The sequence below is a fragment of the Aliiruegeria sabulilitoris genome, assembly GCF_001558155.1.
GTDB lineage: Bacteria > Pseudomonadota > Alphaproteobacteria > Rhodobacterales > Rhodobacteraceae > Tropicimonas > Tropicimonas sabulilitoris.
The window spans coordinates 235,345-251,172 of sequence record NZ_LOAS01000002.1 but is presented as its reverse complement, the minus strand read 5'-3'; the positions used below and the strand labels follow the sequence as shown (position 1 = coordinate 251,172).

Sequence of the window (15,828 nt, the reverse complement as noted above, 5' to 3'; positions counted from 1 at the left end):
AGAAAGAGGAATTGGAGCCTCGCTTGGGCTTTCATCTTTCCGGAGAATGCCTCCGCCGGAGCCCAAATCCGAAGGATCGGACGCTGTCGGGCGCCATGTTAACTCCATCTACGCAAAGTGGTAATTCTTGTTTGTTTCGTTTCCCGATGGTTTGTCGCAAGATGCCCTCCACGGGGACGCAATTCGAAGCGTCTCATAGGAGGATCAAGAAAAATGGAAGCTTCGATCGAGAGACGATCGAATGTCTCGCTTGCACGGCGAGCATGGAATATCCGTCGAAAAGCCATCCAGATGGGCGAGGTTCAGGGGCAGGGTTATGTCGGACAGGCGCTCGGTGTCGCCGACGTTCTTGCGGTGTCGTTCTTTCACGCGGTGGAGTACCGCGCCGAGGATCCCGAATGGGAAGGGCGCGACCGCTACCAACTCTCCATCGGCCACTACGCCATCGCCTTCTACGCGGCGTTGATGGAGGCGGGTATCCTGCCCGAGGACGAGCTTGCCACCTACGGGATGGACGACAGCCGCATGCCGATGTCCGGCATGGCCAGCTACACCCCCGGCATGGAGATGAGCGGCGGCTCGCTCGGTCTCGGTCTCTCCGTGGCCGTGGGGCGCGCGCTCGGGCTCAAGCGCAAGGATAGCCCGGCTTTCGTGTTCAACCTGATGTCCGATGGCGAACTTGGCGAAGGCTCGACCTGGGAGGCGGCGATGGCCGCGGCCCATCACAAGCTCGGCAACCTGATCTGCATCGTCGATTTCAACAATCAACAGGCTGACGGCGCGTCGACCGGCATGTGCTCGGCCGAGCCGATCGATGCCAAGTTCGAGGCTTTTGGCTGGTTCACCCAGCGGGTTGACGGCAACGACCTAGACGCGCTGGTCGCCGCTTTCGACGCCGCGCGCAATCACGAGGCCGCTGCGCCTCGGGTTATCATCTGCGACACCAAGATGTGCAAGGGCGTGCCCTTCCTGGAGGAACGCGAGATCACCCATTTCGTGCGGGTCGAGCCCGACGAATGGCAAAAGGCCCTGGCCGTTCTTGACGAGGAGACCCCGGAATGACCGCCGCGACACGCGCCCGCAAATATGAGCCTCGCAAGGTTCCCGAGGGCAAACAGGCCACCTCCGCGATGATCGCCTCGCTTGAGGCGGAAGGGTATGACACCGTCGCCGCCCCTTTCGGCCACGCGCTGAACGCCATGGCGGAAAAGGACGAGCGTATTGTCGGCCTCTCGGCGGACCTTTCGAAATACACTGACCTGCATGTCTTTGCGAATGCCTATCCCGACCGGTTCTACCAGATGGGCATGGCCGAGCAGTCGCTGATGGGCACCGCCGCCGGCCTCGCCCATGAAGGGTTCATCCCCTTCGCCACGACTTATGCCGTGTTTGCATCGCGCCGGGCCTATGATTTCGTCTCCCAGACCATCGCCGAAGAAGGCCTGCAGGTGAAGATCTGTTGCGCCCTGCCGGGCCTCACCTCCGGTTACGGACCGAGCCACCAGGCGACCGAAGACATCGCCATCTTCCGCGGGCTGCCGGATATCGCCATCGTCGATCCCTGCGACGCAACGGACGTGGCGCAGATGGTGCCCGAACTCGTGGCCTATAATGGCCCGGTCTATGCGCGGCTGCTGCGCGGCCAGGTCGCCAATGTGCTGCAGAAGCACAAGCCGGACTACCAGTTCAAGCTGGGCAAGGCGCAGATGATCCGCGAGGGCAAGGACGTCCTCGTGATCTCGACCGGCATCATGACGATGCGGGCGCTCGACGCGGCCGAAGATCTGGCGAAGGACGGCATCGATGTCGCCGTGCTGCACTGCCCGACGATCAAGCCGCTCGATACCGAGACCATCCTCGCCGAGGCCGGCAAGGGCCGGCTCTGCGTGGTGGCCGAGAACCACACCAAGCTTGGCGGGCTGGGTGAAGCCGTGGCCACGACCCTGCTGACGGCGGGTGTCGTGCCGGTCTTCCGCCAGATCGGCCTGCCGGATCAATTCCTCGAAGCCGGCGCCCTGCCGACGCTGCACGACATGTACGGGATCTCTCGCCGTGCCGTAGGCGAGCAAATCAAAAGCTGGCTCTGACAGCCCTCACGAATGGAGAATAAAATGGGACTACTTGAAGGCAAATTCGCCGTCATCACCGGCGCAGCCTCCCCGCGCGGTCTGGGCAAGGCCACCGCGAAACTCTTTGCCGAGCATGGCGCGACGGTGGCGATCCTCGATCTCGACCAGGCGCAGGCGGAAGCCGCCGCGGCCGATCTCGGCCCGCAGCATGTCGGCATGGCCTGCAACGTGATCGACAAGGCGCAGGCCCAGCAGGTCATGGACGCGCTTATCGCCAAATGGGGCCAGATCGACATCCTCGTGAACAATGCCGGCATCACCCAGCCGCTGAAATTCATGGAGATCGAACCCGAGAATTATGACGCGGTGACAGATGTCAGCCTGCGCGGCACGCTCTACTGCACCCAGGCCGTTGTTCCGCACATGCGCGGACGCAAGTCGGGCTCCATCGTCAATATGTCGTCGGTCTCCGCACAGCGCGGCGGCGGCATCTTCGGCGGTCCGCATTACTCCGCTGCCAAGGCCGGTGTGCTCGGCCTGACCAAGGCCTCCGCCCGCGAACTGGCCCCCGACAATGTCCGCGTCAACGCGATCTGCCCGGGCTTCATCGCCACCGACATCACGCAGGGCAAGCTGACGCCGGAGATGAAGGAGATGGTTCTGGCCGATATCCCGATGGGCCGCGCCGGTGAGGCCAGCGATGTCGCGGGTTGCGCTCTGTTCCTTGCCTCGGACCTGTCGGCCTATTGCACCGGCACCGAGGTCGATGTGAACGGCGGTTCGCTCATTCACTGAGCCGCCGGCCATTGAACGGCTTGGCGGCTGAGGGCGCCGAGCCGTAAACCGGCTGATCCAGAAAACGAAATCACGAACCGCAGCCCCTTCGACCGAAGGGGCCGCGCGGGACGCCCGCGACTTCTCGCGCGGCGACGGAAGTTGCTTTTCTTGAGGAGGAAAACCATGAAGACAACGTTGATCACGGCCCTGATGGGCGCGACGATGCTGGCCGGGGCCGCGCAGGCCGATGAGGTCATCTTCGCGCATGGTGCCAACCCGGGCAATCCGCGTTACGAGGCGGCCGAGAAATGGGGCGAGCTCTTTGCCGAGTGCACCGGTGGTGCACACAGCGTCAACGTCGCGCCTTCGGCAACGCTCGGTGACGACGCCGAAATGCTGACCTCGGCTTCGGCGGGCATCATCCAGGTGACGGCGAACAGCCAGGGCGCCATGTCCCAGATCGTGCCGGAAATCGGCCTGCTGGGCCTGCCTTTCCTGTTCAGCGACCTGCCTACGGCCTGGGCGGTTCTTGACGGTGAAGTCGGCGAAATGCTCGACGCACGCGCCAACAATGCCGGCCTGAAGATCGTTGGTTTCTGGGATAACGGCATCCGGAACATCACGCACCTGACCAAGAACGTCCCGAACCCGGGCGATCTCAAGGGCATGAAGATCCGCACCCCCCCGGATCAGATGACCGTGGACATCTTCGAAGCGCTCGGCGCCGCACCGGCACCGCTCGCATGGTCCGAACTGCCGACCGCGCTGGAATCGGGCGTGTTCGACGGGCAGGAAAACCCGCTGGTGAACATCTATTCCGCCAAGCTGCACGAGATCACGCCCTTCGTCACCATGACCGGCCATAAGTACGAGACCACCCCGGTGGTTGTTGGCCTTGCATGGTGGTCGGGTCTCGATGAAGCCACCCAGGCCTGCGTGGTGAGCGCCACGGCGGAATCCGGCAAGATGCAGCGCGAGATGGTTGCGGCCTCCGATGCCGCTCTGCAGCCGAAGATGGAAGAAGAAGGCGCAACCTTCGCCGAGGCCGACAAGGCGGCCTATCAGGCGGCGACCCAGTCGGTTTACGACAAGTATGCCGAGACCTATCCCGAACTGGTCGCCGCGCTTCGCAAGGCAGCGGGCCTCGAATGACCAACGGGGATGCACATACCCCGGCCCAAGACGAGAAGGGGCGGCAACGCCCCTTCCTCCCTTTGGTAACCGGGATCTCGACGCTTCTGGACTGGAGCGGTCGGATTATCGCCGCCGTGTGCCTCGGAGTCACCTTCGCGACGCTGCTGGTCAATGTGATCTTGCGGTATGCCTTCGGCTCCGGCATCGCCTGGGCTTATGAAATCCATGCCATCCTGCTTCCCTGGATGGTCGGTGGCGGCATCGTCATCGCAGCCGCGCGCGGGCGCAACATCGCCATCACCCTGATGCCCGACATGCTGCCACAGGGGCCGCGGCGCATCCTGTCGCTGGCAATCAACATCACCATCCTCGTGATCTCGGTGAGCGTGCTCGACGCCAGCGGGCCGATCCTGAAGGCGGCAAAATTCCAGACACTATCGACGCTCGGCATCAAGCAATACTGGGGCTATCTCAGCCTGTTCTACGCCTTTGCCGGGATGTCGGTGATCGCTGTCGTGGACATCATCCGCACGCTTGCGGGCGAGGACCTGCATGCCAGCGACTATGAAACCTCCAGCCTGAGCTAACGGAGACAAAGCATGACCGCTCCCCTGATCTGGGTCTTCTTCGGGCTACTGGCCTTCTCGGTGCCCGTGGCCCACGCAATGCTTGGCGGCGTCGCCGCGGCGCTGATTGCCGATGGTAAGCCGCTCGCGGTCATCGTCCAGCGCCTCTACACGCCCACGCAGAGCTTCCCGATGCTCGCCATCCCGTTCTTCATCATGGCCGGTTCGCTGATGATGTCGGGCAAGTTCGGCGTCTATCTCGTCAATATCGCCCGCCTGCTCGTCGGCCATTTCCGTGGCGGACTGGGGCAGGTGACCATCATCGGTTCGGTGATGTTCGGCGGCGTCTCCGGCTCGGCCGTGGCCGACGCTTCCGCGCTCGGCAATGCGCTGATCCCGGTGCAGAAGAAGGAAGGCTATCCCGGCGGCTTCTCGGCGGCGGTCAATTCCTGCGCCTCCACCGTCTCGGTCCTGATCCCGCCCTCGATCCCGCTGATCCTGTTCGGGCTGGTCTCCAACGTCTCCATCGTCGATCTCTTTGTCGCCGGCATCCTGCCCGGCCTGATGCTCGGCGTCGGCATGTTCGCCATGGTAGCTATTGTTGCCCGGGCGATGAAGTTGCCGCGCTCGCCGTTGCCGGGAGGCTTCGCCGCCTTCAAGAGTCAGGTATTCATTGCCATCCCGGCTCTGTTGATGCCCGTCTTCGTCATCGGCACGCTGCGCTTCGGCATCGCCACGCCGACCGAGGTTTCGGTCATGGCCGTGGCTTATGCGCTGATCGTGTCCGGCCTGCTTTACCGCGACCTGACCTGGAAAGGCATCTGGGACGCCTCTGTCGAAACCGCGATGATGACCGGTGCGGTGATGATCATCATCATGGCCTCCTCCACGATCCAGTGGGTGCTGACCGCCGAGCGCGTGCCGCAGATGCTGGCCGAGTGGGTAGGCGTGACCTTCTCCGAGCCCTGGATGGTGATTATCGCCCTCAACTGCGTGATGCTGGTCGTGGGCGCCTTCCTCGACTTGCCGGCCGCCGTGCTCCTGCTCGGACCGCTCTTCGTCACAATCGCCAACTCGATCGGTCTGGACCTGGTGCAACTGGGCCTGATCATGGTCGTCAACCTCGCCATCGGCCTCTACACGCCGCCGGTGGGCACGACGCTCTTCATCTCCACCGCCATTGCGAGATGCAGCATCGGCGAAACAGTCCGCGCGCTCCTGCCTTTCTACGGCGTCGCGATCATCGTGCTGCTGCTGATCTCCTACGTTCCGGCGCTGACCATCTACTGAGGGTCCTGCGCTTCCGGACGGGCCGGCTTCTCCCCGTCACTCCCTCCCTCAGACGCCGGCCCGTCCTCATGAACCACATGACACCCGTTCGCCTTCAGGAAGGCCCGGATCTCGGTCATGTGCTCCAGGCCTTGCTCTACGACCCATTCGGTGAAGAGCCGTACGATCCGGCGGTTGGTATGCCGGGGCGGGCAGACCACGCGGTAGGCGGGATAGGCGATCACGTCGATCTGAGAAGAAAGCGGTACCAGCCGTCCCTCAGAAAGCTCTCGCCAGGCCAGCACCACGCTCTCCAGCGCCACGCCGGCGCCGTCCGCGGCCAGTTGTATCGCCATCGACGAACGGTCGAAGCGCAATTGGTACAGCGGGGGGATCGACAGAGACTGCCCGCTAAACCGGTTCAGCCATAGGTCCCAGCGAAACACACTCTTTGCGGAATCGATCAGCTGGGCATTGCGAATTTGCTCCATCGGATCGTCACTGATTTCCCGGAGCTTCCCCAGCAGGGAGGGCGAACACATCGGCATCACGAAATCCTGCATCACCAGGACCTCATGAAAACCGGAGGCCGTCTCCTGGCCATAACGCAGATCGAGATCCACGATCTCGGTTTCGAAATCGGAGAAATCCGGTGTCGCATCCACCCGGACGGCCCAGTTCGGGTTCTGGTCGAGGAAGGATTTGATCCGCGGCCCCAACCAGCGCACGCCGAAAGACGGGCTGACGCGCATGATGAACTGCCGGCCCTGTGGTTGGCGGACGATGGCCGATTGAACATCTGTCATCAGCCGGAAGGCCTTTGAGGTGGCGTTGTAGAGCCGCTCTCCTTCCTCGGTCGGGATCAGCCGGCGATTGCGGCGGCGGAACAACAGGACGCCGAATTGCTGTTCGAGCAGGCGTATCTGCTGGCTGACGGCCGAGGTGGTCACCTGAAGCTCGTCGGCGGCCTGAGACACTTTCCCGAGCCGGACGACAGCTTCGAAATACCGCAAGCCATTGAAGTTGATATCTTTCAGCATGAACCCTCTTGGGTATGTCGCCCATTGGCGGCGGCACGGCCTGTCCTGGATCGGCGCCGGTCAATCCGGAACCATGAAGTCGCATTCTAGCAGACCGCAATCCCCGCGGCACGCCCCCGAGTGTCACCATTCAGGAATTGGAGGCCGGAGGGTTCGTCCCTTGCGCAACCGGAACTTCATTCGGTGCGCGAGGGGGGCTCCACGTCGACTTCGTTGCCGACTGCTTTCCGGGCGAGCCTCAGAAAGGTTTCCCTTTCCGTCTCGTCGAGCCCGTTCAGAACCTCATCCTGAAGCGCCCTGACGATCGGCAGGATCTGCTCGAAGGCTTCCGCGCCTTGCTCGGTTACCCTTACCTCCCGGGCCCGCCGGTCGCGTTTGCTGACTTCCCGGAGCACGAATCCTTTATGCTCCAGCCGGTCGATCACGCCCCCGATGGTCGCGCGATCATAGGCGATCAGGGCGGCGACGCCGGCCTGGTCGATGCCGGGATGCGTAATGATCGCGTCCATGGCGGCAAACTGGACTGGGGTGAGGTCGATCCCGGCATTCTGCATGTGTTGCGAAAACACCTGCGTCGACATCTGATTCAACCGGCGAATCAAGTGCCCGGCCATACCGTGCGCTTTCATGGCCCTGTCTCCTGCCCTGTAAGTAGCTGCAATCATGTTAATTTGTTGAATTTAGTTTGTATACATATTTTTCTTGTTCGATAATGGTAAGTATAGATACTATATCTGGAACGTGGGACGTGAGGAGGAAGCGGCAATGCAATTTTACGTGGACGGTTTTCGCGGTGGCGATCCCGATATCAGGGACGCGGCGCCCTGCCGGCGTGATCGTGGGCAACATGCGCTGTTGCCCGAAAAGGTGGATGTGCTGATCGCCGGTTGCGGCCCGGCCGGGCTGTGCCTTGCGGCGCAGCTCTCGCAATTCCCCGAGATTGAAACCATGATCGTGGAGCCCAAGCCGGGCCCGATCGAAAAGGGGCAGGCCGATGGCATCAACACCCGGACGATGGAAATGTTCCAGGCCTTCGGTTTCGCCGAAACGGTGAAGCGCGAGGGGTACTGGGTGAACCAGACCGCGTTCTGGTCGCCCGATCCGAACAACCCGGAACGGATCCGGCGGATCGGCCGGGTGCAGGATGTGCCCGAGGATTCCTCCGAGATGCCCCATACCCTCATCAACCAGGCGCGTGTGCATGAGCTGTTCCTCGACGTGATGCGGAATTCACCCTCGCGGCTCGAGCCGGATTACTCCTGGTCGGTGCGTGACGTGGACATCGACGGTTCGGCCGAGGACTATCCGGTGACGGTGACGCTGGAGAATACCGGCATCAACGCGGGGGAGACGAAAGAGGTGCGGGCGAATTACGTCGTCGGTTGCGACGGCGCGCGCTCCAACGTCCGCAAGGCCATTGGCGGGCAGTTGCACGGCGACGCGGCGCATCAGGCCTGGGGCGTGATGGACATCCTCGCCAATACCGACTTCCCGGATGTGCGCCAGAAATGCCTGATCACCTCGTCCAACGAGGGCAACATCCTGATCCTGCCGCGCGAGGGTGGCTACCTGTTCCGGATGTATGTGGAGCTCGACAAGCTCAACCCGGACGAGCGCGCCTCAAGCCGGAACTTCACCGAAGCCGAAATGATTTCCGCCGCCAACCGGATCATGAACCCCTACAGGATCGATGTGAAACAGGTCGTCTGGTGGTCGATCTACGAGATCGGGCATCGGCTGACCGACCGTTTCGACGATGTTCCGGCGGGCGAGGATCGCAACCCGCGCGTCTTCACCGCAGGCGACGCCTGCCACACCCACAGCCCGAAAGCGGGGCAGGGGATGAATGTATCGATGCAGGACACGTTCAACCTGGGTTGGAAGCTGGTGCATGTGCTGCAAGGGCGGGCGGATGCCAGCCTGCTGCGCAGCTATTCGGCGGAACGCTGGACCGAAGCCAAGCGGCTGATCGACACGGACCACCAATGGTCGCGCATCATGTCGGCGCCTCCCGGAAAATCCGAACTCGATGGCGGGGACATGCCGCGGTTCCAGAAGCAATTCATCGAGAACCTTGAATTCACCGGCGGGCTCGCCGTGAAATACGACCCCTCCGCGCTCACCGCCGCGTCAACGCACCAGGCGCTGGCCACGGGCGAGGAAATCGGGCGGCGGTTCCACTCGGCTCCGGTGGTGCGGGTGGCGGACGCGATGCAGATGCAGCTCGGCCATATTGCCGAGGCAGATGGCCGCTGGCGGATCTACGCATTTGCCGAGGCAAAGGACGGGTCTGCTCCGGGAGCGGCGATTCACCGGCTGGCCAACTGGTTGGAGACCGATCCCGCCTCGCCGGTCGTGAAATATACGCGTGAGGACGAGGATATTGACGCGGTGATCGACCTGCGGGCCGTGTTCCAGCAGCACTTCGACGAACTGGACCATGCGGATATGCCGTCGCTCCTGAGGCCCACCAAGGGCCGCATGGGCTTGCAGGATCACGAGAAGGTTTTCTGCGTCGATCACAAGGGGCTTGGCGACATCTACGACATGCGCGGCATCGACCGCGAGCATGGCTGCATGATCGTGGTGCGCCCGGACCAGTATATCGCAAACGTCCTGCCCCTGGACGCCTACTCGGATCTGTCAGAGTTCTTCGCCGGCTTTCTTGTGCCGGCAGGGCACAGCTAGTCGAGGATGCCACTTGACGGCCAGCTTTCGGGCCGGCCGACCACCGGATCGGTGCGTGGCAGTGGCCGCCGCCTTGCACGTTCAGAGATGGCTTGGGCGCGATCTCAGACGGCCGTCTGCGAGCGATTTCGGTGCTGTTCGACAGGCGTCATTCGCGCACCGAAAACGGCCGTGCAACACAGCCGCAAAAGCTGCATCATGCGTTTTATTTGAGGAATGGTGGAGCCAAGGGGAGTCGAACCCCTGACCTCTTGCATGCCATGCAAGCGCTCTCCCAACTGAGCTATGGCCCCGGTAGCGCGGTGTCTATTCACCGGCTGTGGGGAGTTCAAGCAGAAAATGAACTCCCGGGAAAAAGAAATTTACGAGTCGTCTTCGTCCGAGCCGACATCGGCAATTTCGTCGAGCGAGACGTTGTCATCGTCCGCATCGTCGTCGAGGACGTCGTCACCGAGATCGACATCGGCATCTGTTTCCAGATCGTCATCATCATCGATCAGAGCTTCTTCTTCGGGTGCGGATTGCTTGTCCTTCTCGTCCTTGATCAGGACGCGGGACTTGTTACCGGTTTCGAGCTGCACGATCTCGCCGGTATACGGGCTCACGATCGGATCCCGACCGAGATCGTAGAACCGTTTTCCGGTGGTCGGGCAGACTCGCTTGACTCCCCATTCTTCCTTGGGCATCGGATGGTCCTTCAACTGAGGGCGGATTATGAACGCTGCCCGATGCCACAGGAATGCGAGCCTGTCAAACCTAAAGCGACTCGGCCGGGAAAGGGACGCGATGAGTGAACATGTGCTGGAGGGCGACCCGCCTGTCCGACTTGTCCTGCGACGCTCCACACGGGCGCGGCGCTACTCGCTGCGGGTGTCGCGGCTCGACGGGCGGGTGACCCTCACGATGCCGAAAAACGCCTCCCAGGCCCGGGCGCTGGAATTCGCGCAGGAAAAGGCCGCATGGATCCAGACACGGTTGGCGGATCGACCTTCCGAGGTTCTGGCGGATGTCGGCGCGTCTCTTCCCGTCGATGGCCGGCAGATGCGGATCGAGGCCGGGCTTCGAAACCATCTCGACATGGAGGGCGCGCGAATCGTGGTCTCGCAGCGGAGTAAGTTCGCACCCGCGGCCGTGTCGGGCCTGCTGCGAGCGCTTGCACGGGAGCGGTTGGCCGCGGCCTCTGATCACTTTGCCGAAGGGGTGGGGCGCGACTACAGCCGGATTACCCTGCGGGACACGCGTTCGCGTTGGGGGTCGTGCTCGTCGGCTGGCGCGCTGATGTATTCCTGGCGTCTGATCCTGGCGCCGCCCGAGGTGCTGCGCTATGTGGCCGCGCATGAGGTCGCGCACCTGGTCGAGATGAACCACGGACCGCGCTTCTGGGCGAAGGTTGGGCGGCTCTATCCGGGTTATGAGGCGCAACGCCAATGGCTGCGCAGGCATGGCGAGACGTTGCATCGCTATCGTTTCACCGAGCAGGCGGATTGACCCGGCCCGGGATGCGTGGGCAGTATCCGGTATGTTTCTCAATTCGCGCCCATCCGAGAGTTCAGCGCATGGCGGACCGACAGCGGCCGCGCATGACCGGATCTATCGCACGATGCGGACACGGATCATGCATGGCGATCTGCTGCCCGGGCAGGCGCTGACGCTACGCGGTATCGCCAAGGAATTCGGCGTTTCGATGACCCCGGTGCGTGAAGCACTGCGGCGGCTGGTGGCGGAGGGGGCGTTGATGCTCTCTGCGTCCGGGCGTGTCTCGACGCCGGAGCTGACCGGTGAGCGCATCGAGGAGTTGGCGGCATTGCGGGCGTTGCTGGAGCCCGAGTTGGCCTCACGCGCGCTCCCAAGGGCGCACATGGCGCTGATCGAACGACTGCAAAGCATCAACGCCAATATCGCTACGGTAAACGCCCGGCCCGACGCATCGGTCTATATCAAGACAAACCTGGAGTTTCATCGCACCCTCTACCTGCGCGCGCAGGCTCCGGCGATGCTGGCCATGGCCGAGACGGTCTGGTTGCAGCTCGGGCCGACAATGGGGTTGCTCTATGACCGGTTACAGCGGCAGGACGCGCCTTATCACCACAAGCTGATCATCGCCGCGCTAAAGGCCGGGGATGAACCATCGCTGCGGCTCGCCGTGCGCAGCGATGTCACGCAGGGGCTTCGGCTTCTGGCGCAATAGGCCCCACGTCTCCCACCGCTTCGCGCCAATGCCTGCGGCATAGGGAGACATAAGTCTCGTTGCCGCCAATTTGCACCTGTTCACCTTCGACCAGCGCACGCCCGTCCGGCCCCATGCGCGCGACCATCGTCGCTTTGCGTCCGCAATGGCAGATCGTTCGGATTTCGCGCATCTCGTCGGCGAGGGCGAGCAAGGTAGCCGATCCGGGGAACAGTTGGCCCATGAAATCCACCCGCAGGCCGTAGCACATGACCGGTATCTTGATGTCGTCCACGGCGCGCGCCAATTGCCAGACCTGCGCCTCGCTCAGGAACTGTGCCTCGTCGACAAAGACACAGGCACAGGGGCCTGCCTGTCGGCGCTGGCGGATTTTCTCATAGAGGTCGTCCTGTTCGGAAAACACGTCCGCTTCCGCGGAAATGCCGATTCGGGACCCGATCTTGCCGATGCCTGCGCGGGTATCGACGCCGGCCGTCAGCAGATAGGTCTGCATGCCGCGTTCACGGTAGTTATGCGACGCCTGCAGCAGGATCGTCGACTTGCCGGCATTCATGGTGGAGTAGTGGAAATAGAGCTTGGCCATGTCCCCGCGATTAGCGTGAGCGGGCAGGGCAGGGCAAGTGGAGAGGCGGGCGGGGCGGCGATCCGCCCCTGCCCGGGGTTGCACTCAGGCGAAGGCGGCTTCGAGAGCGATCTCGACCATGTCGCCGAAGCTCTTTTCGCGCTGGTCGCTCGGCAGCGCCTCGCCGGTTTTCAGGTGATCCGAAATGGTCAGGATCGCCAGCGCCCGGCGGCCGTAGCGGGCGGCGACCGTGTAAAGCTCGGCGGCTTCCATTTCGACGGCCAGCGTGCCGTGGCGGGTCAATTGTTCCACCAGGTCTGGCCGTTCATCGTAAAAGACATCAGACGAATAGATGCCGCCGACATGGGTATCGACATCCCGCGTTGCGGCCGCTTTCGCCGCCGCCGAAAGCAGTTCGTAATTCGCGCAGGGCGCATAGTTCATTTCACGAAAAATGCCGCGAGAGGGCGTCGAAACGGTCGAGGCGGTCATGGCGAGGACCACATCGCGCACCTTCACGTTGTCCTGCATTCCGCCGGCAGAGCCGATGCGAATAAGCGTTTGTGCACCGTAATCGCGAATGAGTTCGTTGGCATAAATCGAAAGCGACGGCATTCCCATTCCGGAGCCATGGATGGTAACGCGGTTACCCTTCCAGGTGCCGGTAAAGCCAAGCATGCCCCGAACTTCGTTAACGCAGACCGCCTTTTCCAGGAATGTATCCGCAGCCCATTTCGCCCGATACGGGTCTCCGGGCATCAGGACGGTTTCGGCGATATCGCCGGGTTCGGCACCGATATGAACTGTCATGTGTTCCTCCAATGAAAACGGACCGCACTCGCGGTCCGTCCACAATAGCCCGAGATCTGCGCGTCCGCGCCCCTCAGATTTTGAATTCCGCTATGTCGGTGCCGGCTGCCTCAGCATCCTTGATCCATTGCGGCTTGCGGCCACGGCCACTCCATGTTGCCGAGGGATCTTCGGGATTGCGGTATTTCGGGGGGATCTTGCCACGTGACTTTGCCTTTGTCGGCGCAAGACCGGTCAATTCCTTGAGGCTGAAGCCGTGCTCCCGCGCGGCCTGTTCCACCGCGTCCAACGCTGCCTGCCTTTCGCGTTCGGCCAAGGTGGAAAGTGCCTTTTGGGCGCCCGTGATCAACGTTTCCAATTCGGAACGGGACAGGGCGTTGAGATCGATTTCCATTCTTTTCTCCCGATGGTTGGACTCGTTTCTTGAGCACAGCCATCGGGAAAATCAAATGGAATCGTGCAATATGCACGAATTGTTTTTGAATTGGTCGCGACGACCTGTCTAAAAGTACTACTCGGCCGCCATTTCCGTTGGATCCGCCAAGGTCACGATATCCATCATGATCCGATTGAGTTCGAAATCCTTGGGCGTGTAGACCTTGCGCACGCCCATTGCGAGCAGTCTTTCTGAATCGTCATCGGGGATAATTCCGCCCACCACGACAGGGATATTTCCCAAGCCGGCCGCCCGCATTTTCTCCATCAGGTCGGACACCAAGGGAATATGGCTGCCCGAGAGAATGGAAAGACCGACCACATGCGGCGCCCCTTTGAGCGAGGCTTCGACAATTTCATCCGGCGTAAGGCGAATGCCTTCGTAGTCGATATCCATTCCGCAATCGCGGGCACGGAAGGCAATTTGCTCGGCACCATTGGAATGGCCGTCCAGCCCCGGTTTACCCATCAGGAATTTCAGCCGCCGGCCGAGACGGTCGGACACGGCGTCCACGGCGGAGCGAATCTCGTCCAGCCCTTCGGTCTTGTTGGAAACGGCGCGTGAGACGCCGGTCGGGCCGCGGAACTGGCCGAAGACTTCGCGCATCACGCCGGCCCATTCGCCCGTCGTCGCGCCAGCCTTGGCGGCGGCAACGGAGGGCGGCATGATATTGTCGCCATTGCGGGCAGCATCGCGCAGCGCGTCGAGCGCGGATGAGACTGCCGCCGAGTCGCGCTCGGAACGCCAGGCGTTCAGCCGGTCGATCTGATCCTGCTCCATGGCGGGATCGACCACCATGATGCCGCCTTCCTCATCCATCAGTGGTGAGGGCTCGCCCTCGGTCCAGCGATTGACGCCGACAACGGTCGTCTGGCCGGCCTCGATATCGTTGAGCCGGTCGGCATTGGAGTTCACCAGCTGCGATTTCATATACTCGATGGCTTCGATGGCACCGCCCATGGATTCCAGGTTGGCCAATTCGTGGCGGGCGCCAGACTTGAGCGCCTCTACCTTGGCATCGACCGCCGGGTTATTGTCGAAGAGATCCTCATATTCCAGAAGGTCGGTCTCATAGGCCATGATCTGCTGCATCCGCAGCGACCATTGCTGATCCCAAGGGCGCGGCAGGCCGAGCGCCTCGTTCCAGGCGGGAAGCTGCACGGCGCGGGCACGGGCCTTTTTCGACAGCGTGACCGCGAGCATTTCGATCAGGATACGGTAGACGTTGTTTTCCGGCTGCTGCTCGGTCAGGCCGAGCGAATTGACCTGCACGCCGTAACGGAAGCGGCGATATTTCGGATCCTCGACGCCGTAACGCTCGCGGCAGATCTCGTCCCACAGGTCCACGAAGGCGCGCATCTTGCACATCTCGGTGACAAACCGGATGCCGGCGTTCACGAAAAACGAGATGCGCCCGACCAGCTTGGGGAAATCCTCCGCCGGCACCTTGTCTTTCAGCCCGTCCAGCACCGCCTGCGCGGTGGCCAGCGCAAAGGCAAGCTCCTGCTCGGGCGTCGCGCCCGCCTCCTGCAGGTGGTAGGAGCAGACATTCATCGGGTTCCACTTCGGAACCGCCGAATAGCAATACTCGGCCACGTCGGTGATGAGTTTCAACGACGGCTTCGGCGGGCAGATATAAGTGCCACGCGACAGGTATTCCTTGATGATGTCGTTCTGTACCGTGCCTTGAAGCCGGGAAATATCGGCGCCCTGCTCCTCGGCCACCGCTATATAGAGCGACAGCAACCACGGCGCCGTGGCGTTGATCGTCATCGAGGTATTCATCTGTTCCAGCGGGATCTGGTCGAAGAGCGCGCGCATGTCGCCCAGATGCGCCACCGGCACACCCACCTTGCCAACCTCGCCGCGCGCCAGTTGATGGTCGCTGTCATAGCCGGTTTGGGTTGGCAGATCGAAAGCGACCGAGAGGCCGGTCTGTCCCTTGGCGAGGTTGTTCCGGTAGAGCTCGTTCGACTTTTTCGCGGTCGAGTGGCCGGCATAGGTGCGGAACAGCCAGGGGCGGTCTTTCTTCGCGTCGCTCATCGGAGTCCTCCCGAGTCAGGATGGGCAATATGATTTCGTTCTGGGTGAGTTATGCGAAATATTATGCCTCTGTCAATTCGCTGCGTTGCGGCGGGATACCGATCAGGTGTTTTGCGGATGCAGCGTGCAAGGAAACTGCGGGTTTTCGCAGGTTTCAGTGGAACGCTACGTTTCAGAGAGACATAAAGTTTCAAAAATACGCAAAGCATCATTGCAATGTTGCGTAGCCCACCGTATCACATCTCG

16 protein-coding genes and 1 tRNA gene are annotated in these 15,828 nt (G+C 62.2%); 9 read left to right on the top strand and 8 right to left on the bottom strand.

The genetic code is table 11. The features are described from left to right. Positions 1–213: 213 nt before the first annotated feature. The 6 genes from AX756_RS03405 (at position 214) to AX756_RS03380 (ending at position 5,836) form a co-directional block, all read left to right on the top strand. On the top strand, positions 214–1,062 hold the full coding sequence (locus tag AX756_RS03405; RefSeq protein WP_068308662.1) for a transketolase: 849 nt from the start codon (positions 214–216) through the stop codon (positions 1,060–1,062). Beyond that, positions 1,059–2,087, top strand: a complete 1,029-nt coding sequence (locus AX756_RS03400) for a transketolase family protein (RefSeq protein ID WP_068308661.1) — start codon at positions 1,059–1,061, stop codon at positions 2,085–2,087. The genes AX756_RS03405 and AX756_RS03400 overlap by 4 nt, the downstream gene beginning before the upstream one ends. Before the next feature lie 24 nt (positions 2,088–2,111). Beyond that, positions 2,112–2,864, top strand: coding sequence for an SDR family NAD(P)-dependent oxidoreductase (locus tag AX756_RS03395; protein WP_068308659.1), 753 nt, complete (start codon positions 2,112–2,114; stop codon positions 2,862–2,864). Positions 2,865–3,029: 165 nt separating this feature from the next. Next, complete coding sequence (locus AX756_RS03390) at positions 3,030–3,998, top strand: TRAP transporter substrate-binding protein (RefSeq protein WP_068308657.1); 969 nt, start codon at positions 3,030–3,032, stop codon at positions 3,996–3,998. Continuing rightward, positions 3,995–4,567 (top strand): TRAP transporter small permease, encoded by a 573-nt coding sequence (locus AX756_RS03385; RefSeq protein WP_068308655.1) that lies wholly within the window; start codon positions 3,995–3,997, stop codon positions 4,565–4,567. Before AX756_RS03390 ends, AX756_RS03385 begins: the two co-directional genes overlap by 4 nt. A gap of 12 nt (positions 4,568–4,579) precedes the next feature. Continuing rightward, the gene (locus AX756_RS03380; protein ID WP_068308654.1) at positions 4,580–5,836 is read left to right on the top strand and encodes a TRAP transporter large permease; all 1,257 of its coding nucleotides are present in this window, start codon (positions 4,580–4,582) and stop codon (positions 5,834–5,836) included. Here the strand turns inward: AX756_RS03380 and AX756_RS03375 are convergent. Next, positions 5,830–6,855: a LysR family transcriptional regulator gene (locus AX756_RS03375; RefSeq protein ID WP_082738911.1), complete on the bottom strand. Its 1,026-nt coding sequence runs from the start codon at positions 6,853–6,855 to the stop codon at positions 5,830–5,832. The two genes, AX756_RS03380 and AX756_RS03375, sit on opposite strands and share 7 nt — an antisense overlap. A 176-nt stretch (positions 6,856–7,031) precedes the next feature. Continuing rightward, complete coding sequence (locus AX756_RS03370) at positions 7,032–7,484, bottom strand: MarR family winged helix-turn-helix transcriptional regulator (protein WP_068308653.1); 453 nt, start codon at positions 7,482–7,484, stop codon at positions 7,032–7,034. Between the two features lie 136 nt (positions 7,485–7,620). Here AX756_RS03370 and AX756_RS03365 point away from each other — a divergent pair, with 136 nt between their 5' ends. Then, positions 7,621–9,543 (top strand): FAD-binding monooxygenase, encoded by a 1,923-nt coding sequence (locus tag AX756_RS03365; protein WP_068308651.1) that lies wholly within the window; start codon positions 7,621–7,623, stop codon positions 9,541–9,543. Positions 9,544–9,760: 217 nt separating this feature from the next. Here the strand turns inward: AX756_RS03365 and AX756_RS03360 are convergent. Both AX756_RS03360 and AX756_RS03355 read right to left on the bottom strand, forming a co-directional pair. Then, positions 9,761–9,836, bottom strand: a tRNA-Ala gene (locus AX756_RS03360). Positions 9,837–9,905: 69 nt separating this feature from the next. Beyond that, complete coding sequence (locus AX756_RS03355; protein WP_068308649.1) at positions 9,906–10,229, bottom strand: TIGR02300 family protein; 324 nt, start codon at positions 10,227–10,229, stop codon at positions 9,906–9,908. A gap of 100 nt (positions 10,230–10,329) precedes the next feature. Between AX756_RS03355 and AX756_RS03350 the strand changes: the two genes are divergently transcribed. Next, positions 10,330–11,031, top strand: coding sequence for a M48 family metallopeptidase (locus tag AX756_RS03350; RefSeq protein ID WP_068308647.1), 702 nt, complete (start codon positions 10,330–10,332; stop codon positions 11,029–11,031). Between the two features lie 31 nt (positions 11,032–11,062). Further along, complete coding sequence (locus AX756_RS03345; protein WP_068308645.1) at positions 11,063–11,731, top strand: GntR family transcriptional regulator; 669 nt, start codon at positions 11,063–11,065, stop codon at positions 11,729–11,731. Here the strand turns inward: AX756_RS03345 and AX756_RS03340 are convergent. The 4 genes from AX756_RS03340 to AX756_RS03325 form a co-directional block, all read right to left on the bottom strand. Then, positions 11,700–12,314, bottom strand: coding sequence for a thymidine kinase (locus tag AX756_RS03340; protein WP_068308643.1), 615 nt, complete (start codon positions 12,312–12,314; stop codon positions 11,700–11,702). The genes AX756_RS03345 and AX756_RS03340 overlap by 32 nt on opposite strands. 84 nt (positions 12,315–12,398) lie before the next feature. Next, positions 12,399–13,103 carry a purine-nucleoside phosphorylase gene (gene deoD, locus AX756_RS03335; RefSeq protein ID WP_068308641.1) on the bottom strand — a complete coding sequence of 235 codons (705 nt, stop codon included), beginning with the start codon at positions 13,101–13,103 and terminating at the stop codon, positions 12,399–12,401. Positions 13,104–13,176: 73 nt separating this feature from the next. After that, positions 13,177–13,497, bottom strand: a complete 321-nt coding sequence (locus AX756_RS03330) for an H-NS histone family protein (protein ID WP_068308639.1) — start codon at positions 13,495–13,497, stop codon at positions 13,177–13,179. Positions 13,498–13,614: 117 nt separating this feature from the next. Next, entirely contained in the window at positions 13,615–15,582 is a 1,968-nt protein-coding gene (locus AX756_RS03325; protein WP_068308637.1) for a protein meaA, read from the bottom strand. Positions 15,583–15,828 lie beyond the last annotated feature (246 nt).

What these genes read in the sequence shown, in the direction of transcription:
- AX756_RS03330 (WP_068308639.1), bottom strand. Translation starts at nt 13,497, where the DNA reads ATGGAAATCGATCTCAACGCCCTGTCCCGTTCCGAATTGGAAACGTTG.
- AX756_RS03405 (WP_068308662.1), top strand. Translation starts at nt 214, where the DNA reads ATGGAAGCTTCGATCGAGAGACGATCGAATGTCTCGCTTGCACGGCGA.
- deoD (WP_068308641.1), bottom strand. Translation starts at nt 13,103, where the DNA reads ATGACAGTTCATATCGGTGCCGAACCCGGCGATATCGCCGAAACCGTC.
- AX756_RS03345 (WP_068308645.1), top strand. Translation starts at nt 11,063, where the DNA reads ATGTTTCTCAATTCGCGCCCATCCGAGAGTTCAGCGCATGGCGGACCG.
- AX756_RS03385 (WP_068308655.1), top strand. Translation starts at nt 3,995, where the DNA reads ATGACCAACGGGGATGCACATACCCCGGCCCAAGACGAGAAGGGGCGG.
- AX756_RS03370 (WP_068308653.1), bottom strand. Translation starts at nt 7,484, where the DNA reads ATGAAAGCGCACGGTATGGCCGGGCACTTGATTCGCCGGTTGAATCAG.
- AX756_RS03395 (WP_068308659.1), top strand. Translation starts at nt 2,112, where the DNA reads ATGGGACTACTTGAAGGCAAATTCGCCGTCATCACCGGCGCAGCCTCC.
- AX756_RS03400 (WP_068308661.1), top strand. Translation starts at nt 1,059, where the DNA reads ATGACCGCCGCGACACGCGCCCGCAAATATGAGCCTCGCAAGGTTCCC.
- AX756_RS03350 (WP_068308647.1), top strand. Translation starts at nt 10,330, where the DNA reads ATGAGTGAACATGTGCTGGAGGGCGACCCGCCTGTCCGACTTGTCCTG.
- AX756_RS03380 (WP_068308654.1), top strand. Translation starts at nt 4,580, where the DNA reads ATGACCGCTCCCCTGATCTGGGTCTTCTTCGGGCTACTGGCCTTCTCG.
- AX756_RS03325 (WP_068308637.1), bottom strand. Translation starts at nt 15,582, where the DNA reads ATGAGCGACGCGAAGAAAGACCGCCCCTGGCTGTTCCGCACCTATGCC.
- AX756_RS03340 (WP_068308643.1), bottom strand. Translation starts at nt 12,314, where the DNA reads ATGGCCAAGCTCTATTTCCACTACTCCACCATGAATGCCGGCAAGTCG.
- AX756_RS03365 (WP_068308651.1), top strand. Translation starts at nt 7,621, where the DNA reads ATGCAATTTTACGTGGACGGTTTTCGCGGTGGCGATCCCGATATCAGG.
- AX756_RS03375 (WP_082738911.1), bottom strand. Translation starts at nt 6,855, where the DNA reads ATGCTGAAAGATATCAACTTCAATGGCTTGCGGTATTTCGAAGCTGTC.
- AX756_RS03390 (WP_068308657.1), top strand. Translation starts at nt 3,030, where the DNA reads ATGAAGACAACGTTGATCACGGCCCTGATGGGCGCGACGATGCTGGCC.
- AX756_RS03355 (WP_068308649.1), bottom strand. Translation starts at nt 10,229, where the DNA reads ATGCCCAAGGAAGAATGGGGAGTCAAGCGAGTCTGCCCGACCACCGGA.